Raw genomic sequence first — 23,912 nt, 5'->3', positions numbered from 1 at the left:
TGCACTGGCTTTGCTGGCCCTATCGCTGGCAAGCCAGCTCCCACAGATATAAGGCACCTCCTGTGGGAGCTGGCTTGCCAGCGATGGGGCCGGAACAGGTGAAGCAAATCTCTGCGCGAATCATGGGGCTGGCACTGTGGATGGCCCTGTGCACCCCAGCCCTGGCCCTGGACCTCAGCGAACACGAACAAGCCGGCAAGCGTCTGTACCGCGAAGGCATCTCCAGCAGCGACGCCCAGCTGCAGGCCAGGGTCGGCGCCAGCGACATCAGCGTGCCGGCCAGCGTGCTGCCCTGCGCCAGTTGCCACGGCAACGATGGCCGCGGCCGCGCCGAGGGCGGCGTGCGCCCGCCCAGCCTGGACTGGCAGCGCCTGGCCCTGGCGCAGGGCGAGCGCGAAACCAACAGCCGGCGTTACCCGGCCTACAGCGACGCCAGCCTGGCGCGGGTGATCCGCACCGGCATCGACCCGGCCGGCAATCGCCTGGACCCGGCCATGCCGCGCTTCGAGCTGAGCCTGGCCGACCAGCGCAACCTCACCGCGTACCTCAAGCGCCTGGCCGATGAACGCGACCCGGGCGTGGAGGAGGGCGTGCTGCGCCTGGGCACCCTGCTGCCGGAAAGCGGGCCCCTGGCCGAGGCCGGGCGGGTGGTGCGGGCGGTGCTCGAAGATGGCATCGCGCAGCTCAACCAGCAGGGCGGCCTGCATGGTCGGCGCCTGCAATTGATAACGGCCGACCCCGGCTTTGACGCACCCGGCACTGCCCGGGCGCTGGATACACTGCTGGTACAAGAGCGGGTGTTCGCCCTGATCGCGCCGCTGGCGCCCTGGCTCGACAGCCGCGCGCTGGCGCAGGCCGGCGTGCCGCTGATCGGCGCCACGCCACGCGATGGCGGCAGCGCCCAGGTATTCGACCCATTGCCGGGCCTGCCCGAGCAGTTGCTCAGTGTGGCGTTGCATGCCCGCGAGGCCCTGGGCCTGGCGCCCGATGCGCTGCAGGTGGTGTATGCCGGCGACGATCAAGCCGCTGCCGCCACGGCCCTGCAGCAACGCCTGAGCCAGCTGGGCATGCAGCCACCGCCAGTACAGGCCTTCGATGGCCAGGCGGTGACGGGCGAGGGCATCCTCTACCTCGGCCGCGCCCAGGGCTTCAGTGAATTGGCCGCCGCGCTGCTGGCCCAAGGCCGCCAGCCCTATCTGCTGGCCGCCTCGGCCCAGGTGGCCGGCAGCCTGCCGGGCCTGCCGGCGCAATGGTCGCAACGGCTGTTGTTGGCCTATCCCTTCGTCCCCGGCGACTGGACCGCCGAGGGCCGCGCGGCCTTGACAGGTGTGCAGCAACGCCAGGGCCTGGATGCGCGTCAGGCCGCGTTGCAGGTCAACACGTTGTGCGCCTGGCGGCTGCTGGTCGAAGCGCTCAGGCAGGTGGGCCGCGATGCCAGCCGCGAGCAACTGGTCAACGCCCTGGAACAACTGCATGGCGTGAATACCGGCCTGACCCCGGCATTGGGTTTCGGCCCGGGGCGGCGCCAGGGCCTGGCCGGTGCCCATGTGGTGGCGGTAAGCCTGCCGGGCCCAGGCTTCAAAGAAGTGGCGGCGTACCGCGCCGTACCCGACACCCCTTGAACGGAGGTTGCCATGCGCGTGCTGATGATGTGGCTGCTGTTGCTGCTGGCCTCGACCAGCCAGGCCGATGCGCCGGCGGCGCGGGTCAATGGCGTGGAGATCGGTGTGTTGCGCCTGGAGCGTTACTTCAGCGAGTACCTGGTCGCCCACGGCCGGGCGGTGGCCAGCATCCGCAACCCCAACCTGTACCAGCGCCTGCGCGAGCAGGCGCTGGACGAGCTGATCGACAAAGAACTGCTGTGGCAGGAAGCGGGGCGCCTGGGTATCGTCATCGACGACCAGCAGGTAGACGCGCACATTGCCGGGCTGCAGGCGGCATTCGGCAGCCCGGCGCTGTTCGAGCGGCGCCTGCAGGAGGCCGGCTTCGATCGCCCAGGCTTCGCTGACTACACTCGACATGAACTGGCCGCCCAGCTGGCGTTCGCCCAGCTGACCGCGGTCGAGGAACCCACAGCTGCCGAAGTCGCGGCCTTCCACCAGGCCAATCGGCACTTGCTGCAAGGAATGCAGAACCAAAGTGATAATACGTCTGTCTTACCCGAACAAGACCAACGCCTGGCCAGGGACGCGCTCGTCGCGCAATTGCAGGCCCAGGCACGGCAATCGGTGCGCCAACGTTTGCGCGAATCCGCTACAGTGGAGCGCCCCGACTGAGGCCGTGACGGGCAATTCCCCACTAGTGGGGGAACCCCGCAAGGCAAAGTGCCATCAGCGTCCCCGGTTGTGGGGAAGCGCCTGCACGCACGCCCCAACTACGTAAAAGATATTCAGCAAAATCAATGCTTTATTAGATTCGCGCAACAGCCCTTCATGCCTGGCACGAAGCCTGCTCAAGCCTCTACAAGGCCGCACTTCGCAGACCGGGAAACCGGGCAGTTCATGGGAGTGGACCTTGGTGAACAGAGTATTGGTAGTCGATGACGAACAGACCCTTGCGCAGAACCTGCAGGCGTATTTGCAGGCGCAAGGCCTGGAGGTCCATCTCGCCCATGACGGTACCAGTGGTATCGAACAGGCCGAGAAGCTGGCGCCGGATGTGATTGTGCTGGATTACCGCTTGCCCGACATGGAGGGGTTTCAGGTTCTGGAGACCGTGCGCAGCCACAGGCAATGCCACTTTGTGCTGATTACCGCCCACCCTACCGTCGAGGTACGTGAGCGGGCCGCCGAACTGGGTGTGAGCCATGTGCTGTTCAAGCCGTTCCCGCTGATGGAACTGGCCCGCGTGATCTTCGACCTGATGGGCATCGAGCGCCAGCGCAGGGCCACGGATTCTCCCGCCGAGGGGTTCGTCGAACGACGCCAGAACAGGAACGATGCGTTCCCCCTGCAGTTGTACGATGGCAGCTGGGTGCTGGCCGACCGCCGACGTAATGGCGCAAGGCCCCCTGAATCTGACGACGAGCAACTGCTGACCGGGGAATAGCGGCGCCCAAGGCCCACCCGCCTGCGGCGCCGCCCCTGAGCGGAGTTGCAGGCCATGTCCCAGGCATTCGATGTATGCAGTACCGGCCCCATCGCCGGCAAGCCGGCTCCCACAGGGAGCGTGGCGGACATGGCCTCTGTGGGAGCTGGCTCGCCAGCGATGAGGCCGGAACAGGCAACGCACACCACCCCATACCCCCGCGACCTGCTGGCCCAGGCCCGCACCCAGTCCGGCGAAGAGCGCCTGCTGGCCTGCCTGGAACGCCTGGCCGGCGATACCCCCGCCACCTTCACTCAACGCCTGGCCACCACCCTGCATTACCCGCTGCTGGGCACCCAGGCGCTGTTCGCCTGCACCCCGGCCTTCCAGCGGGTCAGCCTGGCCCAGTGCCTGAAACGCGAATTCGCCCTGGTCGAACACCAGGGTGAGCTGATCGGTGTCTTCGCCGACCCCTTCGACAGTGCCCGCCTGGCCTGGATCGATGACTGCCTGCAGGGCGCGCCGCTGTACCTGGTGCACGCCGCCGACTTGGCCGCATTCCTCGCCCGCCACGAAGAGAGCTTCCACGCCGTCGACTCGCTCGAGCACGAGGTCGAGGTCGGCGGCGAGGCCGACACCCTGCAACGGCTGTCGCTGACCAGCATCAGCGAGGACCAGAGCCGGGTGGTCAAGCTGGTCAACTCGACCCTCTACGATGCCCTCAAGCAGCATGCCAGCGACATTCACCTGGGCATGACCGGCCAGGGCCTGACCATCAAGTACCGCATCGACGGCGTGCTCAACGGCGCCGGCAAGGCCAGTGGCAATGCCTTCGCCGAGCAGGTGATTTCGCGCATCAAGGTGATGGCCGAGCTGGACATCGGCGAGAAGCGCGTGCCCCAGGACGGCCGCTTCAAGGTGGCCATCGGCGAGCGCCAGATCGACTTCCGGGTGTCGATCATGCCGAGCATCTTCGGTGAGGACGCGGTGCTGCGGGTGCTCGACAAGCAGGACCTGTCCGACAAGGTCAGTGGCGTGCAACTGCAGGCCCTGGGCTTCGAGGAGCACACCCTGCGCGCCCTGCGCCGGCTGGCCGCCGAGCCCTACGGGATGATCCTGGTCACCGGCCCCACCGGCAGCGGCAAGACCACCACGCTGTACGCCATGCTCAGCGAGATCAACCATGGCGTGGACAAGATCATCACCATCGAGGACCCGGTCGAGTACCAGCTGCCAGGGGTGCTGCAGATCCCGGTCAACGAGAAGAAAGGCCTGACCTTCGCCCGCGGCCTGCGCTCGATCCTGCGCCACGACCCGGACAAGATCCTGGTGGGCGAGATCCGCGACCCGGACACCGCGCAGATCGCCGTGCAGTCGGCGCTCACCGGCCACCTGGTGTTCACCACCATCCACGCCAACAACGTGTTCGACGTGATCGGCCGCTTCAGCCAGATGCAGGTCGACCCCTACAGCTTCGTCTCGGCGCTCAACGCAGTGCTGGCCCAGCGCCTGGTGCGCCTGGCCTGCACCCACTGCGCGGTGCCTTGCGAGGCCGACGACGAATTGCTCGCCGCCTCCGGGCTGAGCCGTGAAGGCGTGGCCGGCTGGCAGTTCGTTCGCGCCCAGGGCTGCGGCCAGTGCCGCGGCAGTGGCTACCGCGGGCGCAGCGCCATCGCTGAACTGCTGCACCTGGACGACGACCTGCGCCAGCTGATCGTCGAACGCCGCCCGCTCTCGCAGATCAAGCAGCTGGCCTGCCAGCGCGGCCTGCGCTTGCTGCGCGCTTCGGCCCTGGACCTGGTCCGCACTGGCCGTACCACCCTCGAGGAGATCAACCGTGTCACATTCGTCAGCTGATCGGTATTGCGCCGTGCTCGGCGCAGAAGGTGTCGGCCTGGGTTGCTGGCACGGTAATCAACAGCCTTGGCTGGGCAGTCGCGCCTTCAGCTGCGACGCCGCGCAGCCGGCCTGGGCCGCCGCGCTGCATGCGCTCGGCGAGCTGCTGGGCGAACACCAGGTGCGCAGTGCGCCGCTGCGGGTGCTGCTGTCGGCCCGCTTCAGCCGCTTCTGCCTGGTGCCCTGGAGCGCAGCCATCGGCAGCCCGCGCGAGCTGGACGCCTACGCCCGGGCGTGCTTCGAGAACCTCTACGGCCAGGTGCTGGATGACTGGCGCATCGTGCTGTCGCCCGAGCCTGCCGGTGCCGCGCGCATTGCCACGGCACTGCCCGAGGCGCTGCTGCAAGGCCTGCAGGACCTCGGCCGGGACTACCGCCTGAGCCTGCGCTCGGTGCAGCCGTACCTGATGGCCGCCTACAACCGCTGCTCGGCGCAACTGGCCCAGGGCGACTTCCTGTTCGTCCTCGCCGAACCGCGCCGCAGCGTGCTGCTGCTGGCCGCCGACGGTGCCTGGCAGCAGGTGCTGGCGCAAGGCTGCGCCGACACCGACCAGGCCTTGCAGGCGCTGATCGAGCGCACCTGCGAGCTGTATGGCGCGCAACCCCCCCAGGTGTACCTGCATGCGCCGGGGCGCCAGGTGGCCTCGACCCTCGCCGCGGTGCAGCTGTGCACGGTGGCCGGCGAGGCCGACCCGCTGTGCGCCATGTGGCGGGCGGTGGCCTGACATGCGCCGCCTCGAACTGGAATTCCAACCCCGCCACAGTGGCCCGCTGGCCTGGTCGCTGCTGGCCCTGGCCGGCGCCGTGCTGGCGCTACTGGTACTGGCCCAGCAGCAACTGGTGGGCGAACAGGCCGAACTGGAGGCTCGCGTGCACCAGCTGGAGCTCAAGCTCGGCCGTCGCCCGGCCACTGCCGCAGTGCAGAGCAGCGCGGTGATCCGCGAGCAGGCCGAGCGCCTGGCGCAGATGCGCAGCGTTTCGCAGCAACTGCAACGGCCCTGGCAGCAGCTGTTCGCCATGCTCGAGGCCATGCCCCAGGAAGACGTGGCGCTGCTCAGCCTCACCCCCGACGCCCGCAAGGGCCAGGTGCGCATCAGCGCCGAGGCTCGCAACCTCGAAGCCATGCTGCAGTACCACCAGCGCCTGGAGCGCAGCGACGAGCTGAGCGACGTGTCGTTGCTCAACCACGAAGTGGTGGCGGGGCAGGCCGAGCACCCGGTGCGTTTCAACCTCACTGCCACTTGGGAGACCGGCCATGCGCGTCCCTAGCCTGATCCTTCATGAAGCGGTGCTGCGCCTGGGCCGGGTCGGCATGGCGGCGGTCCTGGTGGCGGTGCTGGCGTTGGCTGTGGCCCTGGCGATTGTGCTGCCGCAGTGGCAAATGGTGCGCGAACTGCGCGCCAGCGAGGCCGACGCCAGCGTCCAGGTCAAACGCCTGGAGCGCGGCGAGCTGAAAGTGCAGGCCAAGCCCGAACAACAGGTGCTCGACGACCTGCGTCAGCAACTGCCCGGCCAACCCCAGGCCAGTGAGCTGATCGAGCGCCTGTATCACCTGGCCAGCGCCGAACGCATCAGCCTGGCACGCGGTGAGTACGCCCTGGGGGTGGACCCGAAAACCCAGCTGGCGCGCTACCAGATCGTCCTGCCGGTGCGCGGCAGCTACCCGCAGATCCGTGGCTTCCTCAAAGCGCTGCTGGCCCAGTTGCCGACCGTGGTGCTGGAAGACCTGGAGCTGCAACGCAAGCGTATCGGCGACCGTGAGCTCAACGGCCGGGTCCGCATGACCCTTTACCTGTCGAGGTCGTGATGAACATTCAGCGTGCGGTGATGTGGGCTGGGTTTCTGGGGCTTAGCGCCGCGCTGGCGTGGGCGCCGGGGCATTGGTTCGGCCAGGAGGCCGAGGTGGCCCCGATCGCCGGCAAGCCGGCTCCCACAGAGGGCGCGGCGGCTACACAACCCGTGGGAGCTGGCTTGCCAGCGATGGCGTCGGCACAGGCTTCCAGAGATCTGTTCCCGGCCCAGCAATGGACCGCCCCGCAAACCCTGGCCACCGTCACCGAACAACCCGTGGTCGCCACCCCCGTGGTGGTCGCCCCCAGCGCCCCGGAGCTGCCGTTCCAGTTCGTCGGCCGGCTGGGTGACCGCGACGACCTGCAGGTGTTCCTGCAGAACGGCGAGAAGCTCTACGTCGTGCGCCAGGGCGACGTGATCGAAGACACCTACCGCCTCGACCGGGTCTCGGCCACCGAGCTGAGCCTGGTCTACCTGCCACTGCACCAGCCACAGACCCTGTCTGTCGGGAGCGCACCATGAAGCCTTCGAAGTTGTGCAAGCCTGCTCCGTTCATGCTGCTGGCCCTGTGCGTGGCCATCGCTGGATGTGGCTCCAGTGCGGTGCGCAAGGACAGCGCCGAGCTGATGAAAGAGGGGCAGTACGAGGCCGGCATCGCCCGCCTGGAGGAGGCCCTGCGCGATGACCCGCGCGACACCGAGCTGAACATCGCCCTGGCCCATGGCCGCCAGGCGGCGGTCGAGGCGCTGCTGACCCAGGCCGACAGCGACCGCATCCGTCATGACTTCGCCAGCGCCCGCATGGGCTATGGCCGGGTGCTGACCATCGAGCCGAACAACCGCCGCGCCCAGGAAGGCATCCGCCAGCTGGAGCTGATCCGCACCCTCGACGAGCGCGTGGCCCTGGGCCAGGCCGCGCTGCGCCAGGGCGACCTGTTCGGCGCCGAGCGCTACATGCGCGAAGTGCTGCGCCTGGACCCGCAGAACCAGAAGGGCATGACCCTGCGCAGCGACATCGAGAATGTCCAGGCACGCACCGCCACGCCTTACCCGCAACTGCGCAGCAAGCTGGAGCGCCCGGTCACCCTGGAATTTCGCGATGCCAACCTGAAGACCATCTTCGAGGTGCTGGCCCAGGTGGCCGGGATCAACTTCATCTTCGACAAGGACCTGCCTCCTGGCATGAAGGCCACCATCTTTGTGCGCGACGTGCGCATCGAGGATGCCGTGGCCCTGCTGCTGGAGCAGAACCAGCTGCGCCAGAAGATCGTCAACGACAACACCTTGCTGCTGTACCCCGACTCGCCGCAGAAGACCAAGGATTACCAGGAACTGGTGATGCGCACCTTCTACCTCACCAGCATCGACGCCAACACCGCGCTGAACATGGTCAAGACCATGCTCAAGACCCGCGACGTGTTCGTCGATGAGCGCCTCAACACCCTGACCATGCGCGATACCTCGGATGCCATACGCATGGCCGAAAAACTGCTGCAGTCGCAGGATCAGTCCAACCCCGAGGTGGTGCTGGAAGTGGAGGTGATGGAAGTGGCCACCTCGCGCATCCTCGACCTCGGCCTGCAATGGCCCAATACCTTCGGCGTGCTGAGCAACGACGGCAAGCCGGTCAGCGTGCTCGACCAGCTCAAGGGCATCGACTCCAGCCGCATCAGCATCTCGCCGGCGCCGCAGGCCAAGATCAACGCCCAGGACAAGGACATCAACACCCTGGCCAGCCCGGTGATCCGGGTCAGCAACCGTGAGCAGGCACGTATCCACATCGGTCAGCGGGTGCCGATCATCAGCGCCACCTCGGTGCCGTCCACCCAGGGGCCGGTGATCACCGAGAGCGTCACCTACCTCGATGTCGGCCTTAAGCTTGAAGTGCAGCCCACCGTGCACCTGAACAACGAGGTGGCGATCAAGGTGGCCCTGGAGGTGAGCAACGCGACCCCACTGGAGGCTACCCGCCAGGGCACCATCCCGGTCCAGGTCGACACCCGCAACGCCCAGACCAGCCTGCGCCTGCACGACGGCGAAACCCAGGTGCTGGCCGGCCTGGTGCGCAACGACCACAACGCCAGCGGCAACAAGATCCCCGGCCTTGGCGACATCCCCGGCCTGGGCAGGCTGTTCGGCAGCAACAAGGACGACATGAGCAAGTCCGAGCTGGTGCTGGCGATCACCCCGCGCATCGTGCGCAACCTGCCGTACCAGAGCCCGTCGGACATGGAGTTCGGCACCGGCACCGAGTCCAGCCTGCAGGTGCGCCAGATGGCGCTGCCGGTACCGAGCGAGGCGCTGCCGACCGATACGGACGCCGAACCCGCCGCCCAGGGCCAGGTGGCCGTGGTCCCGGCCCGCGTGGTGCCACGGCCATGAAACGCCGCCAGCAGGGCTTCAGCCTGATCGAGGTGGTGCTGACCCTGGCGCTGCTCGGGCTGCTCGCCAGCATGGCCGCGCCATTGGCCGAGACCATGGTGCGCCGTGGCAAGGAGCAGCAACTGCGCGAGGCGCTGTACCAGATCCGCGACGCGATCGACGCCTACAAGCGCGCCTTCGACGCTGGCTACATCGAGAAGCGCCTGGATGGCAGCGGCTACCCGCCGAACCTGCAGGTGCTGGTGGAAGGCGTGCGCGATGTGCGCAGTGCCAAGGGCGCCAAGTTCTACTTCCTGCGGCGCATCCCGCACGACCCGCTGCTGGCGGCCAAGGCCGACGACGGCGGCGCCTGGGGCCTGCGCGCCTACGACAGCAGCGCGGACAACCCCCGGGAAGGCCAGGACGTCTTCGATGTGTACTCCAAGGCCCGTGGCAAAGGCCTCAACAACATCCCGTACGGGCAATGGTGACGCCGATGAAACCCAGCAAAGGCTTCACCCTGATCGAACTGCTGGTGGTGATGGCGATCATCGCCACCCTGATGACCATCGCCATGCCGCGCTATTTCAACAGCCTCGACGCCTCGCGCGAGGCCACCCTGCGCCAGAGCCTGGCGGTACTGCGCGAGGCCCTGGACCACTATTACGGCGACACCGGGCACTACCCCGACTCGCTCGACCAACTGGTGGAGCAGCGTTACCTGCGCAACACCCCGCTGGACCCGATCAGCGAACGCCGCGACAGCTGGCAGCTGGTGCCGCCGCCCGAAGGGGTGGCTGGCGGGGTGGCGGATATCAAGAGCGGGGCCACAGGGAGGGCGCGCGATGGCAGCCTCTATGCCGAATGGTGAAGCCGGCTTCACCTACCTGGGCGTGCTGTTGCTGATTGCCGTCAGCAGCATCGCCCTGGCCGCCACCGGCACCCTGTGGGCCACCAGTGCCCAACGCGAACGCGAGCGCCAGTTGCTGTGGGTGGGCGGGCAGTACGCCCAGGCGCTGCGCAGCTACTACCGTGCCTCGCCGGGGCTGGCCCAGTACCCGCAGGAACTGGCCGACCTGCTCGAAGACAATCGCTTCCCGGCACCGCAGCGGCATATCCGCAGGCTCTACCCCGACCCGGTCGGTGGGGGCGAGGACTGGGGTGTGATGCGCTCTGTCGACGGGCGCATCACCGGGGTGTACAGCCGCTCCCAGGCCATGCCCCTCAAACGCAGCGGTTTCGATGCGCTGTGGAGTGCCTTCGAGGGCCTGGAGCACTACAGCGACTGGCAGTTCGTCGCCGAGCAGGCCTTTGCCGAAAGCGCCGCTGGTGCCCGTCAGCATGCCGGCCAGGGAGACGCGCCATGAACCGTGCGCTGCTGATGGTCGGCCTGTGCCTGGCGCTGCTGCAGGCACCGGCCTGGGCCAACGAAGAGGACGAGATGAAGGGCTTCATCGTCGACAACACCATCTCGCACATCGGCCACGACTTTTACTACTACTTTGCCGACCGCCTGCGCGCCACCAGCCGCCTGGACTTCAACCTGGTGGTGCGCGAACGCCCGGATGCCCGCTGGGGCAGCCTGGTGACCGTGGAGTTCGAACGCGAAGTGGTGTACCGGCGCTTCCTGCCACCCAACACCACGCAACTCACCGAAGAGGCCAAAGAGGCCGCCGACCTGGTCAGGCAGCAGATTGTCCAGCGCAAATTGCAACGGCTGCTGCAGGACACCACCGATCTGGAGAGGGACGAGCTATGAGCAAGTACACATCGCAACGCGTCGCGGCCTGCCTGCTGGCCGCCGGCATCGGTTGCCAGGCGCTGGCCACGGAACTGGTGTACACCCCGGTCAACCCGGCCTTCGGTGGCAACCCGTTGAACGGCACCTGGCTGCTCAACAACGCCCAGGCCCAGAACGACTATGACGACCCGGACCTGAAGGAGCGCACCAACGCCTTCAACGGCACCTCGTCACTGGAGCGTTTCACCAACCAGCTGGAGTCGCGACTGCTTGGCCAGTTGCTGGACAACATCAGCAACGGCAACACCGGCAGCATGTCCACCAATGCCTTCCTGATCGACGTCATCGACAACGCCGGGGCCCTGAGCATCAGGGTCACCGACCGTGCCACTGGCGAAGTTTCGATCATCCAGGTGAGCGGCCTGAACCCCTGAGAGGGACGGGTCTTTATTGTGGGGAGAGCACAATCATGAAACGTCTGCTGAGCACGCTGCTGTTGATCACCGCTCTGTCTGGCCTGCAAGGCTGCGGCCTGCGCGAACCGATGCCGGCCGAACAGGATTCCGAAACCCCGACCCTGACCCCTCGGGCCTCGACCTACTACGACCTGGTCAACATGCCGCGCCCACGGGGGCGGTTGATGGCCGTGGTGTATGGCTTCCGTGACCAGACCGGGCAGTACAAGCCGACCCCGGCCAGCTCGTTCTCCACCAGCGTGACCCAGGGTGCCGCGAGCATGCTGATGGACGCGCTCAATGCCAGTGGCTGGTTCGTGGTGCTGGAGCGTGAGGGGCTGCAGAACCTGCTGACCGAGCGCAAGATCATCCGTGCCTCGCAGAAGAAGGCCGACGTGCCGGAGAACATCCAGGCCGAGCTGCCGCCGTTGCAGGCGGCCAATCTGATGCTCGAGGGCGGCATCATCGCCTATGACACCAACGTGCGCAGTGGGGGCGAGGGGGCGCGGTACCTCGGTATCGATATCTCGCGTGAGTACCGGGTGGACCAGGTGACCGTGAACCTGCGGGCGGTGGATGTGCGTTCGGGGCAGGTGCTGGCGAACGTGATGACCAGCAAGACCATTTACTCGGTCGGGCGTAGTGCCGGGGTGTTCAAGTTCATCGAGTTCAAGAAGTTGCTGGAGGCGGAGGTGGGGTACACCACCAATGAGCCGGCGCAGTTGTGCGTGCTGTCGGCGATCGAGGCGGCGGTGGGGCACTTGCTGGCGCAGGGGATCGAGCGGCGGTTGTGGCAGGTAGCGGAGGCGGGGGATTCGGCGGTGGTGGATAAGTATCTGAGTCAGTATCAGCAGCCTTGAGGGGAGTTTGGTTTTTGCCTGCGGTATGTCTCTGTTGTCGTCGCCTGTATGAGTAGGTGTTGTTGGAATAGGTTGCTGCTTATGGAGGAGCGCCAGAAGTTAATGTGAGTTTCTGGCGTTTCTTGATTCTGGTGGTTTATGTGTAATTGTTTGTTGTTTGTTGTTTGTTTTGAAGGTTGTATGCGCATTCATGAGGGTGTCAGAAATTTTGTGTTCGGGCATACCATGAGTAAGAGGTGCATGCATGCCAACCAAAAAGAAACCGCTTCGAGAGTTACCGAAGGTCCCGAAAGAGCTGCTTGAACAGTTTTCCGCAATCCCACTGATGACCGCAGAGGCTATCGAAGAGGCCTCTGCCGCCTTCAAGAAAGCGCTGATCGAGCGGGCCCTGAACGCCGAACTTGGCCATCACCTGGGCTATCCTCCGGGCGCGCAGCGCCCAGAGGATGAGACCAACCAGCGCAATGGCACGAGTGGCAAGACAGTGCTGACAGGCGATGGCCCGCTACGGCTGGATATCCCTCGGGACCGTGACGGCAGCTTCTCGCCCATTCTGATCCCCAAGCATGAGCGCCGTTACACCGGATTCGATGACAAAATCATCGCCATGTACGCCCGTGGAATGACGGTCAGAGAGATCCGGGCCTTCCTGTCCGAGCAGTATGGAACCGACGTTTCACCCGATTTCATCAGCTCTGTGACAGACGAGGTCATGGAAGAGATTGGCGCGTGGCAACAGCGGCCACTGGAGCCGATGTACCCGGTCATTTTCTTCGATGCACTGCGGGTGAAGATCCGCGAAGAAGGCCTGGTTCGCAACAAGGCCATTTACTTGGCCCTGGGCGTTCTCCCCGACGGTACGCGCGATATCCTGGGCATCTGGATCGAGAACACCGAGGGTGCGAAGTTTTGGATGAAGGTCTTTAACGATCTCAAGACGCGCGGTGTTGAAGATGTGCTGATTGCCGTGACCGATGGCCTCAAAGGTATGCCAGAGGCTCTCAGTGCCGTGTTTCCAGAGACGACGTTGCAAACGTGCATCGTGCACCTGATCCGCAACAGCCTCGACTACGCGGCCTGGGACAAGCGGCGGGCTCTGGCCAAGGAGCTGAAGCCGATTTACCAAGCCATCAATGCCGAAGCGGCTGAGCAAGCACTCGATGAGTTTGAGAACGGGCCGTGGGGCGAGAAATATCCGACGGTGGTGGCTGCTTGGCGACGGGCTTGGGATCGCGTGATTCCATTCTTTGTTTTCCCGCCCGCCATCCGAAAGGTGATCTATACCACCAACGCCATCGAGAGCATCAATGCCCAGCTACGCAAGGTCATCAAGACTCGCGGACATTTCCCGAATGATGATGCAGCGACCAAACTGATTTGGCTGGGATTGCGCAACATCACAGCCAATTGGGGAAAACCGGCCCATGACTGGAAAAGCGCGATGAATCAATTTGCGATTCTGTATGGAGATCGGTTCATCAGGCCAACCTGGTGAGAATCAGGGCCTGCCTAGCGGCAGGCCATTACCGGCCCGCACACAAAAAATCTGACAGTCCCGCATTCATTTGTGATGTCGACGCGAAGTCACCTTTCCGCCCTTACGGCGGCCTACTTTGGTCTTGGCCAAAGTAGGCAAAGCCGCTCGCTCCCATCATACGGCCCCTACGCTGCGCTTCGGGGTCCCTTCGCTCCGGCGTCCTCCGGGCCCGCGCGGCCTCCGACTTGCTGCGCAAGTCTACATCTCGCGCCTTCGGCTACGCCGAAGGGTGCTGCGCACCAGGGCCCTCCAGACGCCTACGCTCAGCCTCCTGAAGTCGCGAAGTTAGGGGCGGCGCCTGGGCTGGCGTTAGCTGCCGCTAGTTGGATTGGCTGGGAACTCAGGATTGCAATCGCTGGCAAGCCAGCTCCCACAGGTTAGAGCGAAGCTTTCAGACTTGCACTGTACCTGTGGGAGCCGGCTTGCCGGCGATAGGGCCCGAACAAACAACAAATAAGAAACAGCCAAAACTAGATAGCCGCATTACTGCTCTTGATCTGCTCTTGATCTGCTCTTGATCTGCTCTTGATCTGCTCTTGATCTGCTCTTGATCTGCTCTTGATCTGCTCTTGATCTGCTCTTGATCTGCTCTTGATCTGCTCTTGATCTGCTCTTGATCTGCTCTTGATCTGCTCTTGATCTGCTCTTGATCTGCTCTTGATCTGCTCTTGATCTGCTCTTGATCTGCTCTTGATCTGCTCTTGATCTGCTCTTGATCTGCTCTTGATCTGCTCTTGATCTGTTTTTGCTTTTGCTTCTAAGCGCGCGATAGTCCAGGCAACACAAATTGCGACTTCAGGAGGCCGAGTGGAGGTGACTGTAGGGCCCTGGTGCGCAGCACCCTTCGGCGTAAGCCGAAGGCGCGAGATGTAGACTTGCGCAGCAAGTCGTAGGCCGCGCGGGCCCGGAAGGCACCGGAGCGAGGGGACCCCGGAGCGCAGCGCAGGGGCCGTATGATGGGAGCGAGCGGCTTTGCCTACTTTGGCCAAGACCAAAGTAGGCCGCCGTAAGGGCGGAAAGGTGACTAAAAGTCGACATCGCCGCTGAATGCGCATACATCTACAAAAACCAACACCCTGAAACCCGAACCCGAACCCGAACCCGAACCCGAACCCGAACCCGAACCCGAACCCGAACCCCACTCAACGAATGAAATGCACCTTCCCGCTATCATCATTCCCCATATAAATCCCATACACCCCCGCCTGCCGCTCAAGAATGTACCGCTCCAAGATCTGCCGAATCGCCGGGTAATAGATCTGGTCCCAAGGAATCTCGTCAGGCTCGAAGAACTTGTAGGCCAGAGTCTCAGCCCCATACTCCCCGGTCTCTTCAGTCGCAATGGCGCGGAAGATGATGTACACCTCGCTGATCTGCGGCACGCTGAAAATCGAGTAAGGCGAGACGATCTCGCCCCGCACGCCACTCTCTTCCCATACCTCGCGCAACGCCGCCTGCTCGGTGGTCTCGCCAGCCTCCATGAACCCGGCCGGCAGTGTCCAGGTCCCTGGCCGCGGCGCAATGGCCCGCTGGCACAGCAGGTACTTGCCATCACGCTCGATGATGCAGCCGGCAATGATCTTCGGGTTGATGTAGTGGATGTAGCCGCAGTTGCTGCAGTGCAGACGTTCGTGGGTGTCGCCGTTGGGGACGCCCCGGGCCAGTTCCGTGGTGCAGTGCGGGCAGTAGCGCGGGGCGGTGGGCATGGTCAGCGGCCTATGCGAGGGTCCTTGAGGGGCAGGGGAGCGACGATTTCGCGGACCTTGGCGTTGTCGTCCTGTTTCTGGCGCAGATAGTCCAGTGCCACTTTTGCGGCGGCGCGTACATGGTCGACCGAGGCCTGGTGCGCGACTTGCGGGTCGCCGCTCTTGATCGCCTCGACGATCTTTTCCATTTCACGGTTGCTGGCGCTGCGGCGGTTCTCTTGCGACACCGACGTGGCGCGCAGGTAGCTGATGCGCGCCTGCAACTGGCGCAACTGCTGGGCGGCCACCTGGTTGCCCGAACCTTCGAGCAGCACGTCGTAGAAACCTTGCACCGAGTCGAGCACCTGCTGCAGCTCGCCGTCTTCCAGCGCCTCGCGGTTGACTTCCAGGGCGCGCTCCAAGGCGCGGATGTCCTTGGTCTTGGCGTTGAGGGTGAACAACTGGACGATCAGGCCTTCGAGTACGCAACGCAGCTCGTAGATGTCGCGGGCGTCTTCCAGGGTGATGATGGCCACGCGCGGGCCCTTGGCGTCGGCGAACTCGACCAGGCCTTCGGATTCGAGGTGGCGCAGGGCTTCGCGGACCGAGGTGCGGCTGACGCCGAGGCGATCGCAGAGGTCGCGCTCGACCAGGCGATCGCCCGGCAGCAGGTGGAAGTTCATGATCGCGCTGCGCAGTTTGTCCAGCACGATTTCACGCAGGGTAACGGGGTTGCGGTTGACCTTGAAGCTGTCGTCGAGTGGCTGGCGTTTCATCAGGGGCGCTCTTTTATGAGGCTGTTGCGCCAACATCGCGAAGGGCCACGAACCGTGGCGCTCCTTGCAGTGGTTCGAAACAGCCCGTTGTTAACGGGTTGACTCTGCGTCGGCTTCGGCGAAGGCCTCGCGGGCCAGGCGGAAACTGTCCACCGCCGCAGGTACGCCGCAATAAATGCCGACTTGGAGCAGGATCTCGCGAATCTGTTCACGGCTCAGGCCATTGCGCAAGGCGCCACGGATGTGCAGCTTGAGCTCGTGGGGCCGGTTGAGCGCGGAAATCATGGCCAAGTTTATCATGCTGCGCTCTTTGAGCGACAAGCCATCGCGGCCCCAGACATGGCCCCAGCAGTACTCGGTAACCAGCTCCTGGAGCGGCTTGGTGAACTCGTCGGCGTTCTGGATCGAGCGGTTGACGTAGTCCTCGCCCAGTACCTGGGTGCGGATCTGCAGGCCTTTCTCGTACTTTTCGTTGCTCATCTGCCGAGGTCCTTGAACGTTGAATGAAAAGGGGGGCCGCAACCGAAGGTGAGGGGGTATGCGCGGCCCCCGGAAACTGTGGGGCAGCATCGCGGGGCAAGCCCGCTCCCACGCAGGCGAGTTCGTGGGAGCGGGCTTGCCCCGCGATGGGGTATCAGCCCAGCGGCGGCAAGGCGCCGAGCTTGCCCTTGTGGTACACCATCGGCGTCACCGGCTGCTCGGGCAGCACCAGGTTCTTCACGGCGCCGACGATGATCGCGTGGTCACCGCCGTCATACTCGCGCCACAGTTCGCACTCGATGATCGCCGTGGCCTTGGTGAGCAACGGGTTGCCCAGTTCGCTCAACTGCCAGTCGATGCCCTTGGCCTTGTCCTTGCCCTTGCCGGCGAAGGCATAGGCCTCGGCGGTCTGGTCGGCGGACAACAGGTGGATGGCGAACTGCTTGCTGTCGCGCAGGATCGGGTAGGTGTCCGAGGCGTAGTTGGGGCAGAACAGCACCAGCGCCGGCTCGATCGACAGCGCGCTGAAGGCGCTGGCGGTGATGCCGACGATGGCGCCGTCGGCATCCAGGGTAGTGACCACGGTGACACCGGACGGGAACGAGCCCATCACGTCTTTGTAGATGCCGGGTTCGATCATCTCGTGTTCCTCCTAGCGCATCACGAACGGGTCGGGCATGGGCGCGGTGGAGAGGTTGATCCACACCGTCTTCAGCTCGGTATAGGCAAGCACCGAATCGATGCCGCTCTCACGGCCATAGCCGCTGTTCTTGAAACCGCCGATGGGGGCCATGGCCGATACCGCGCGGTAGGTGTTGACCCAGATGATCCCGGAACGCACGTCGCGGGCCAGGCGGTGGGCGCGGCCCAGGTCGCGGGTCCAGATGCCGGCGGCCAGGCCGAACTGCGAGTCGTTGGCCATCGCCAGGGCCTGTTCCTCGGTCTTGAAGCGGATCACCGCTGCGACCGGGCCGAACACTTCTTCCTGCATGATGGTCATCGAGTTGCTGTCGCACTCGAACAGAGTCGGCTCGTAGAACCAGCCGTCACCTTCGACCTCGGCACGCTTGCCACCCATGCGCAGCGTGGCGCCTTCGGCCTTGGCCGCGGCCACCAGGCCTTCGATCACGGCCAGTTGCTGGGCGGTGGCGATGGGGCCCATCTCGCTGCGTTCGTCCTGCGGGTTGCCGATGCGGATGCTTTTGGCGCGGGCGATCAGGCGTTCGACGAACTCGTCGAAGATCTCGTCCTGCACCAGCAGCCGCGAACCGGCCACGCAGCTTTGCCCGGAGGCGGCATAGATGCCGGCCACGGCGCCGTTGATGGCGCTGTCCAGGTCCGCGTCGGCGAAGATGATGTTCGGCGACTTGCCGCCCAGCTCCAGCGACAGCTTGGCGAAGTTCTCGGCGCTGCTGCGCACCACATGGCGGGCGGTGGCGGCGCCGCCGGTGAAGGCGATCTTGCGCACCAGCGGGTGGCGGGTGAGGGCGGCGCCGGTGCTTGGGCCGTAGCCGGTCACCACGTTGACCACGCCGGCCGGGAAGCCGGCTTCGAGGGCCAGGCGGGCCAGCTCGAGGATGGTCGCCGAGGCGTGCTCGGAGGGCTTGAGCACGATGGTGTTGCCGGCGGCCAGGGCCGGGGCCAGCTTGATCGCGGTCAGGTACAGCGGGCTGTTCCAGGGGATGATCCCGGCCACCACGCCAATCGGCTCGTGCACGGTGTAGGCGAACAGGTCCGGCTTATCCAGCGGCAGGGTGCCGCCTTCGAGCTTGTCGGCCAGCCCCGCGGTGTAGTGGAAGAACTCCGGCAGGTAGCCGACCTGGCCGCGGGTTTCGCGGATCAGCTTGCCGTTGTCACGGCTCTCGAGCTGGGCCAGGTGTTCCTTGTTCTCGGCGATCAGATCACCCAGGCGGCGCAGCAGTTTGCCCCGGGCGGTGGCGGTGAGGCCGCGCCAGGCAGAGCCTTCGAAGGCGCGCTGGGCGGCCTGCACGGCCAGCTCGACGTCGGCTTCGGCGGCGTCTGGCAGTTGCGCCCAGGCCTGGGCGGTGGCCGGGTCGAGGCTGTCGAAGGTCTTGCCGCTCTGGGCATCGAGCCACTGGCCGTCGATGCACATCTGGAAACGAACGAGGGTCATGCAACAATCCCCTTGGCGGATTCGGTGAGGGTGCGGGCTTGCTTGAGGAAGTCCAGCAGCATCTTGTTGACTTCGCGCGGCGCTTCCACCGGCATCATATGCCGTTGCTCGGCGAGGACCACGCTCTGCGCACCGGGGATACGCGCGGCGAGCTGGCGGGTCATGGCCGGGGTGGAGCCGCTGTCGAGTTCGCCGGTGGCGATCAGCGTCGGTACCTGGATGCTGCCCAGGTCGCCTTCGCGGTACATGTCCTGGGTGGCGAACAGCGAATAGGTGGTGTGGTAGCCCTGCGGGTCGTTGCTGGCCAGCACCTGGCGGATGGCGGCGACCTGGGCCGGGTTGGCGGCCTTGTATTCGCGGCTGAACCAGCGGTCGAGCGCTGCGTCGACGTTGGCGTCGGGGCCCTGTTCAAAGGCTTGCGCGGCACGGGCGATCACCCCGGCGCTCTGCTCGGGGGTGCGGTTGAACACGCTGTTGAGCACTACCAGTGCGGCCAGGCGCTGCGGGTAATTGAGCGCGAAGGCGCGGGCCACCAGGCCACCCATGGAGAAGCCGATCACGGTGGCCTGGGCGATCTGCAGGTGGTCGAGCAATTCGGCGAGCTGTTCGGCGTAGCCTTCGAGCGGCGTGTCGCTGGCGGGCACGCGGCTCTGGCCATGGCCGAGCATGTCGTAGGTGATGACGCGGTAGTCGTTGGCCAGGCCGACGATCTGCCCGCCCCACATTTCCTTGTTCAGGCCCACGCCGTGGATCAGTACCACGGGCTGGCCCTGGCCTAGATCCAGGTAACTGGTCCCGGCCGGTGTACGTTCAGCGACAGGCTGAATCATGGAGGGCGCTCCTTGAAGGTCGGGCGCGGCGGGTATGCTCGCCACGCCCAGGCCCGTCTTGGTTGTTGTTATTGAGCGTTGGCTTTTTCGGCAGCCAGTTCTTCCAGGTCGATGTAGCGGTTACCGATGCGTGGGTGCAGGCGGCCACCGTCGGCGGCGCCCAGCACCACGACGATTTCGTCGGCGCGCGGGGCGTCTTCGATCTGCATTTCCAGGGTGATGTAGTGCGAGCGCAGGCCTTCGTCGTCCTTCTGCATCATCGGGATCTGGATCGAGGTGCCCGGGCCGCCGCGCTTGTTGGTGAAGCTCAGGTAGCTTTTGGCCTGTACGGCTTCGCGGTAGTGGTTGCCGAAGCGCAGGGTGTGGATCACCGCCGAAGCGTGCTCGATTTCGCCGTCGGCGCCGACCACGGCGGCTTTGCCGTAAGCCTCGATCTTGTCGGCACCGCCGATGGCGGCGGTCAGGCGCTCGACCATCAGTGCGCCCAGCTCGGAGCAGTTGGCGCGGATCTCCGGCTTGAGGTCTTCAACGAAACCGCGGCCGGCCCATGGGTTCTTGATCACCACGGCCAGGCCGACCATGGTCACTGGCTTGTCGGTGGCCTTGCCGCCTTCGATGCGGGTTTCTTCGGAGTAGGTGACGATCTTGCGGATTTCGAAACTCATGGGGGGCTCCTGGTGAGGGTTATCAGCTCTTGTTGTCTGATGGTATACCATAATATTTGATGTGCAAGAGGGGGCTGAAAATTTCGTTGGGAAGGGGACGAAAGGTCGGCTGATGCCTTGATATCTCTGCTGTCTGTACTGGGCTCTTCGCGGGTAAACCCGCTCCCACAGGTACCGCGCAATCTTCAAGGCAGCGCAAGTCGTGTGGGAGCGGGTTTACCCGCGAAGAGGCCAGATGCCGTTGCGAAAAAAAGCCCGCTCACGCAGGCCGCAAGGGCACACGGGAGCGGGCATGTCCCGCAATGTTTCAGGCAAAGGGAATTCAGGCGAAGGCCGGCACCACTTCCTTGATGAACAGCTCCAGCGACTTTTTCTTTTCGGCATGGGGCAGGCTGTTGTCGCACCAGAAGCTGAACTCGTCGACGCCGAGTTCCTGGTAGTACTTGATGCGCGCAATGATCTCTTCGGGGGTGCCGATCATGGTGTTCTTGCGGATGTTGTTCAGCTCGAACGCTGGCACTTCGGCGAACTTCGATTCCGGGCTGGGCTCCAGGAAACCATTGACCGGGGTGGTCTTGTTGCCGAACCAGGCGTCGAAGGTGCGGTAGAAGCGCGAGATGGCCTGGGCGCCGATTTTCCAGCCTTCAGGCTCCGACGGGCTGTGCACGTGGGTGTGGCGCAGCACCATCAGTTGCGGGCGCGGCACATCCGGGTTGTTGTCCAGGGCGGCCTGGAACTTGTTCTTCAGGTCCAGTACTTCTTCGTCGCCCTTCATCAGCGGGGTGACCATGACATTGCAGCCATTGGCCACGGCGAAGTTGTGCGAGTCCGGGTCGCGGGCGGCGATCCACATCGGCGGCGTGGCGTTGAACGGCTTGGGTACGCTGGTGGAGGTGGGGAACTTGTAGACTTCGCCGTCATGGGCGTAGTCGCCTTCCCACAGTTTGCGCACCACCGGCACCATTTCGCGCAGGGCCTTGCCACCGTCGGTGGCCGGCATGCCGTTGGCCATGCGGTCGAATTCGAACTGGTAGGCGCCGCGGGCCAGGCCCACTTCCATGCGACCGTTGCTGATCACATCGAGCAGGGCGCATTCGCCGGCCACGCGGATCGGGTTCCAGAACGGCGCGATGATGGTGCCGGCGCCCAGGCGAATCTTCTCGGTGCGCGCGGCGAGGTAGGCCAGCAGCGGCATCGGGCTTGGCGAGATGGTGTATTCCATGGCGTGGTGTTCGCCGATCCACACGGTGCTGAAACCGCCGTCTTCGGCCATCAAGGTCAGTTCGGTCAGGTCTTCGAACAGCTGGCGGTGGCTGACCTGTTCATCCCAACGTTCCATGTGCACGAACAACGAAAATTTCATGGGGCTTTCCTCGGAGCTTGTTGTTGTCGCCTGCCGGGGCAGGTTTTCAGATGGGTTGCATCAGGCGAAGGCTGGCAGGCTGGCCATCTTGCCGCGGCAGTAGATCATCGGCCGTGGAGCCTCTTGCGGCACGATCAGGTTGTGCACCTTGCCGACCATGATGGCGTGGTCGCCACCTTCGTATTCGCGCCACAGTTCGCATTCGATGACGGCGGTGGCGCCGGCCAGGATCGGGTTGCCGAGGTCGCTCAGGGTCCATTCGATACCGCTGGCCTTGTCCTTGCCCTTTTTCGCGAATGCATAGGCCTCGGCTTGCTGCTCACCGGACAACAGGTGAATGGCGAAGCGCTTGTTCTTCATCAAGACAGGGTAGGAGTCGGAGCTGTAGTTGGGGCAGAACAGCACCAGTGGCGGGTCCATCGACAGCGAGGAGAAGGCGCTGGCGGTGAGGCCGACGATCGAGCCGTCGTCGTCCAGGGTGGTGATGACGGTAACGCCGGACGGGAAGGAGCCCAGGACGTTCTTGTAGACAGTTGCGTCGATCATCTTGTGTACCTCGGAAGGGCTGCGGTGGTCCGCGGTTTTTATCGTTGATGTGTCTGATGGTATACCGTAATACCTATTTTGCAAGCGGAATTTTCTGGTGCGCGGATAACGCGATGAACGGTTAAGGCCCCGTATTCATTGGGTTTGGCAGTGAAAAGGCTGCGCCAAGGCGGGGCGCCAGGCAGATCAGATGCGCTGAAAAAGCGCGGCGCAGTGTTGTCAAAAGTTTGGAATACCATAATATGGTCCGCAGCTGAGAGGCCGCCTTGAGCGGTTTCCATACAAAGATAAAAAACGACCTTTCGAGCTGAAAACCTATGTCCCAACCGTCGTCGCAACACCAGTTTGTCGAAAATCACACGGTCGATTACGTTCCACCTGCCGAGCGCCATGGGAAGGCGCGCGACCTGTTCACCCTGTGGTTCAGCACCAACATCGCGCCACTGCCCATCGTCACCGGGGCCATGGTGGTGCAGGTGTTCCACCTGAACCTGTTGTGGGGCCTGATCGCCATCGCGCTGGGCCATCTGCTGGGCGGTGTGGTACTCGCCCTGGCCTCTGCGCAGGGACCGCAGCTGGGCATTCCGCAGATGGTGCAGAGCCGTGGCCAGTTCGGCCGCTACGGCGCGCTGCTGATCGTGTTCTTCACCGCGCTGATCTACGTCGGGTTCTTCATTTCCAACATCGTCCTGGCGGGCAAGTCGATCCACGGCATCGCCCCCAGCGTGCCGATGCCCAGCGCCATCGTCATCGGCGCCCTGAGCGCCACCGCCATCGGCGTGATCGGCTACCGCTTCATCCACATCCTCAACCGCATCGGTACCTGGGTGATGGGTTCGGCGCTGCTGGCCGGTTTCATCATGATGTTCGCCCAGGACCTGCCGGCTGACTTCTTCAGCCGGGGCGCGTTCAACCTGTCGGGCTTCATCGCCACGGTGTCGCTGGGTACCATCTGGCAGATCAGCTTCTCGCCATATACCTCCGACTACTCGCGTTACCTGCCGCGTGAGATCGGCATTGCCAAGCCGTTCTGGGCCACCTACTTCGGCGCCACCCTGGGCACCATCCTGTGCTTCAGCTTCGGTGCGGTGGCGGTGCTGTGCGTACCGCAAGGCACGGACGCCATGGCTGCGGTCAAGCAGGCCACCGGCTGGCTGGGGCCGATCCTGATGGTGCTGTTCCTGCTCAACATCATCAGCCACAACGCCCTCAACCTGTACGGCGCGGTGCTGTCGATCGTCACCGCGATCCAGACGTTCGCCGCCCAGTGGACGCCGAGCATCAAGGTGCGCGTGGTGCTGGCGACGGTGATCCTGATGGCTTGCGGCATGGTCGCGCTTAACGCTTCGGCCGACTTCATCGGTGAGTTCATCGGCCTGATCCTGGCCCTGCTGCTGGTGCTGGTGCCGTGGGCGTCGATCAACCTGGTGGACTTCTACCTGATCAAGAAGGGCGAGTACGACATCGCCTCGATCTTCAGCGCCGACGGTGGGATTTACGGCCGCTTCAACCACCACGCGATCATTGCCTACGCCTGCGGCATCCTGGTACAGCTGCCGTTCGCCAACACCGCGCTGTATGTGGGGCCGTACTCGAACATCGTCGAAGGGGCCGACCTGTCGTGGCTGTTCGGCTTGATCGTGACCGTGCCGCTGTATTACTGCCTGGCGACGCGCAACACGCCGGTGAAGGCGGGCAGGGTGATTTGCGCGAACGACTGATTCATCGCGCAGATGCATCGCGGGGCAAGCCCGCTCCCACGCTGCC

Annotated in this window: 26 protein-coding genes; 17 read left to right on the top strand and 9 right to left on the bottom strand. The window is 64.7% G+C overall.

Going from position 1 to position 23,912, the window contains the following annotated elements:
* Positions 1 to 140 precede the first annotated feature (140 nt).
* The 16 genes from EJA05_RS16110 (at position 141) to EJA05_RS16035 (ending at position 13,624) form a co-directional block, all read left to right on the top strand.
* Positions 141 to 1,622 (top strand): ABC transporter substrate-binding protein, encoded by a 1,482-nt coding sequence (locus tag EJA05_RS16110; protein ID WP_125861333.1) that lies wholly within the window; start codon positions 141 to 143, stop codon positions 1,620 to 1,622.
* Between the two features lie 12 nt (positions 1,623 to 1,634).
* Positions 1,635 to 2,276: a SurA N-terminal domain-containing protein gene (locus tag EJA05_RS16105; RefSeq protein ID WP_125858996.1), complete on the top strand. Its 642-nt coding sequence runs from the start codon at positions 1,635 to 1,637 to the stop codon at positions 2,274 to 2,276.
* Between the two features lie 238 nt (positions 2,277 to 2,514).
* Complete coding sequence (locus EJA05_RS16100) at positions 2,515 to 3,048, top strand: response regulator (RefSeq protein WP_190305991.1); 534 nt, start codon at positions 2,515 to 2,517, stop codon at positions 3,046 to 3,048.
* A gap of 159 nt (positions 3,049 to 3,207) precedes the next feature.
* Positions 3,208 to 4,884 (top strand): GspE/PulE family protein, encoded by a 1,677-nt coding sequence (locus tag EJA05_RS16095; RefSeq protein WP_190305990.1) that lies wholly within the window; start codon positions 3,208 to 3,210, stop codon positions 4,882 to 4,884.
* On the top strand, positions 4,865 to 5,647 hold the full coding sequence (locus tag EJA05_RS16090; RefSeq protein ID WP_125858993.1) for a hypothetical protein: 783 nt from the start codon (positions 4,865 to 4,867) through the stop codon (positions 5,645 to 5,647). The genes EJA05_RS16095 and EJA05_RS16090 overlap by 20 nt, the downstream gene beginning before the upstream one ends.
* 1 nt (position 5,648) lies before the next feature.
* A complete protein-coding gene (locus EJA05_RS16085) occupies positions 5,649 to 6,191 on the top strand; it encodes a PilN domain-containing protein (RefSeq protein WP_125858992.1) in 543 nt (180 codons plus the stop codon).
* A complete protein-coding gene (gene pilO, locus EJA05_RS16080) occupies positions 6,178 to 6,729 on the top strand; it encodes a type 4a pilus biogenesis protein PilO (protein WP_125858991.1) in 552 nt (183 codons plus the stop codon). Before EJA05_RS16085 ends, pilO begins: the two co-directional genes overlap by 14 nt.
* Entirely contained in the window at positions 6,729 to 7,235 is a 507-nt protein-coding gene (locus tag EJA05_RS16075) for a hypothetical protein (RefSeq protein ID WP_125858990.1), read from the top strand. Before pilO ends, EJA05_RS16075 begins: the two co-directional genes overlap by 1 nt.
* Positions 7,232 to 9,094, top strand: a complete 1,863-nt coding sequence (locus EJA05_RS16070) for a secretin N-terminal domain-containing protein (protein WP_125464448.1) — start codon at positions 7,232 to 7,234, stop codon at positions 9,092 to 9,094. The genes EJA05_RS16075 and EJA05_RS16070 overlap by 4 nt, the downstream gene beginning before the upstream one ends.
* Complete coding sequence (locus EJA05_RS16065; protein WP_125464447.1) at positions 9,091 to 9,564, top strand: type II secretion system protein; 474 nt, start codon at positions 9,091 to 9,093, stop codon at positions 9,562 to 9,564. The genes EJA05_RS16070 and EJA05_RS16065 overlap by 4 nt, the downstream gene beginning before the upstream one ends.
* A gap of 5 nt (positions 9,565 to 9,569) precedes the next feature.
* Positions 9,570 to 9,944 (top strand): type II secretion system protein, encoded by a 375-nt coding sequence (locus EJA05_RS16060; protein ID WP_110996319.1) that lies wholly within the window; start codon positions 9,570 to 9,572, stop codon positions 9,942 to 9,944.
* Positions 9,919 to 10,440 carry a type II secretion system protein gene (locus EJA05_RS16055; RefSeq protein WP_125464446.1) on the top strand — a complete coding sequence of 174 codons (522 nt, stop codon included), beginning with the start codon at positions 9,919 to 9,921 and terminating at the stop codon, positions 10,438 to 10,440. The genes EJA05_RS16060 and EJA05_RS16055 overlap by 26 nt, the downstream gene beginning before the upstream one ends.
* Positions 10,437 to 10,832 (top strand): curli production assembly/transport protein CsgE, encoded by a 396-nt coding sequence (gene csgE / locus EJA05_RS16050; RefSeq protein WP_125464445.1) that lies wholly within the window; start codon positions 10,437 to 10,439, stop codon positions 10,830 to 10,832. The genes EJA05_RS16055 and csgE overlap by 4 nt, the downstream gene beginning before the upstream one ends.
* Positions 10,829 to 11,248, top strand: coding sequence for a curli assembly protein CsgF (locus EJA05_RS16045; protein WP_125464444.1), 420 nt, complete (start codon positions 10,829 to 10,831; stop codon positions 11,246 to 11,248). The genes csgE and EJA05_RS16045 overlap by 4 nt, the downstream gene beginning before the upstream one ends.
* A 35-nt stretch (positions 11,249 to 11,283) precedes the next feature.
* Positions 11,284 to 12,129, top strand: a complete 846-nt coding sequence (locus EJA05_RS16040; RefSeq protein ID WP_125464443.1) for a CsgG/HfaB family protein — start codon at positions 11,284 to 11,286, stop codon at positions 12,127 to 12,129.
* A gap of 244 nt (positions 12,130 to 12,373) precedes the next feature.
* Complete coding sequence (locus EJA05_RS16035; protein ID WP_125857465.1) at positions 12,374 to 13,624, top strand: IS256 family transposase; 1,251 nt, start codon at positions 12,374 to 12,376, stop codon at positions 13,622 to 13,624.
* A gap of 1,184 nt (positions 13,625 to 14,808) precedes the next feature.
* Here the strand turns inward: EJA05_RS16035 and EJA05_RS16025 are convergent.
* From EJA05_RS16025 to EJA05_RS15985, 9 genes are all read right to left on the bottom strand, one after another.
* Positions 14,809 to 15,372 (bottom strand): NUDIX hydrolase, encoded by a 564-nt coding sequence (locus tag EJA05_RS16025; protein ID WP_125858988.1) that lies wholly within the window; start codon positions 15,370 to 15,372, stop codon positions 14,809 to 14,811.
* Positions 15,373 to 15,374: 2 nt separating this feature from the next.
* Positions 15,375 to 16,127, bottom strand: a complete 753-nt coding sequence (locus tag EJA05_RS16020) for a GntR family transcriptional regulator (RefSeq protein WP_110996546.1) — start codon at positions 16,125 to 16,127, stop codon at positions 15,375 to 15,377.
* Positions 16,128 to 16,217: 90 nt separating this feature from the next.
* Positions 16,218 to 16,607 carry a carboxymuconolactone decarboxylase family protein gene (locus EJA05_RS16015; protein ID WP_125464441.1) on the bottom strand — a complete coding sequence of 130 codons (390 nt, stop codon included), beginning with the start codon at positions 16,605 to 16,607 and terminating at the stop codon, positions 16,218 to 16,220.
* Positions 16,608 to 16,761: 154 nt separating this feature from the next.
* Positions 16,762 to 17,247, bottom strand: coding sequence for a flavin reductase family protein (locus EJA05_RS16010; RefSeq protein ID WP_125858987.1), 486 nt, complete (start codon positions 17,245 to 17,247; stop codon positions 16,762 to 16,764).
* 12 nt (positions 17,248 to 17,259) lie between these two features.
* Positions 17,260 to 18,741 (bottom strand): aldehyde dehydrogenase, encoded by a 1,482-nt coding sequence (locus tag EJA05_RS16005; protein ID WP_125464439.1) that lies wholly within the window; start codon positions 18,739 to 18,741, stop codon positions 17,260 to 17,262.
* Entirely contained in the window at positions 18,738 to 19,571 is an 834-nt protein-coding gene (locus EJA05_RS16000) for an alpha/beta fold hydrolase (RefSeq protein WP_125858986.1), read from the bottom strand. The genes EJA05_RS16005 and EJA05_RS16000 overlap by 4 nt, the downstream gene beginning before the upstream one ends.
* 68 nt (positions 19,572 to 19,639) lie before the next feature.
* Positions 19,640 to 20,236 (bottom strand): amino acid synthesis family protein, encoded by a 597-nt coding sequence (locus EJA05_RS15995; protein WP_003256068.1) that lies wholly within the window; start codon positions 20,234 to 20,236, stop codon positions 19,640 to 19,642.
* 322 nt (positions 20,237 to 20,558) lie between these two features.
* Positions 20,559 to 21,599, bottom strand: coding sequence for an LLM class flavin-dependent oxidoreductase (locus EJA05_RS15990; RefSeq protein WP_125858985.1), 1,041 nt, complete (start codon positions 21,597 to 21,599; stop codon positions 20,559 to 20,561).
* Between the two features lie 60 nt (positions 21,600 to 21,659).
* On the bottom strand, positions 21,660 to 22,145 hold the full coding sequence (locus EJA05_RS15985; protein WP_110996540.1) for a flavin reductase family protein: 486 nt from the start codon (positions 22,143 to 22,145) through the stop codon (positions 21,660 to 21,662).
* A 317-nt stretch (positions 22,146 to 22,462) separates the two neighbouring features.
* Between EJA05_RS15985 and EJA05_RS15980 the strand changes: the two genes are divergently transcribed.
* Positions 22,463 to 23,866, top strand: coding sequence for a purine-cytosine permease family protein (locus EJA05_RS15980; RefSeq protein WP_125858984.1), 1,404 nt, complete (start codon positions 22,463 to 22,465; stop codon positions 23,864 to 23,866).
* Positions 23,867 to 23,912: the final 46 nt, after the last annotated feature.

Origin of the sequence: Pseudomonas oryziphila (genome assembly GCF_003940825.1) — a bacterium.
GTDB lineage: Bacteria > Pseudomonadota > Gammaproteobacteria > Pseudomonadales > Pseudomonadaceae > Aquipseudomonas > Aquipseudomonas sichuanensis.
Note: the sequence above shows the minus strand (reverse complement) of the source record. Positions and strands in the feature narration are given on the sequence as shown.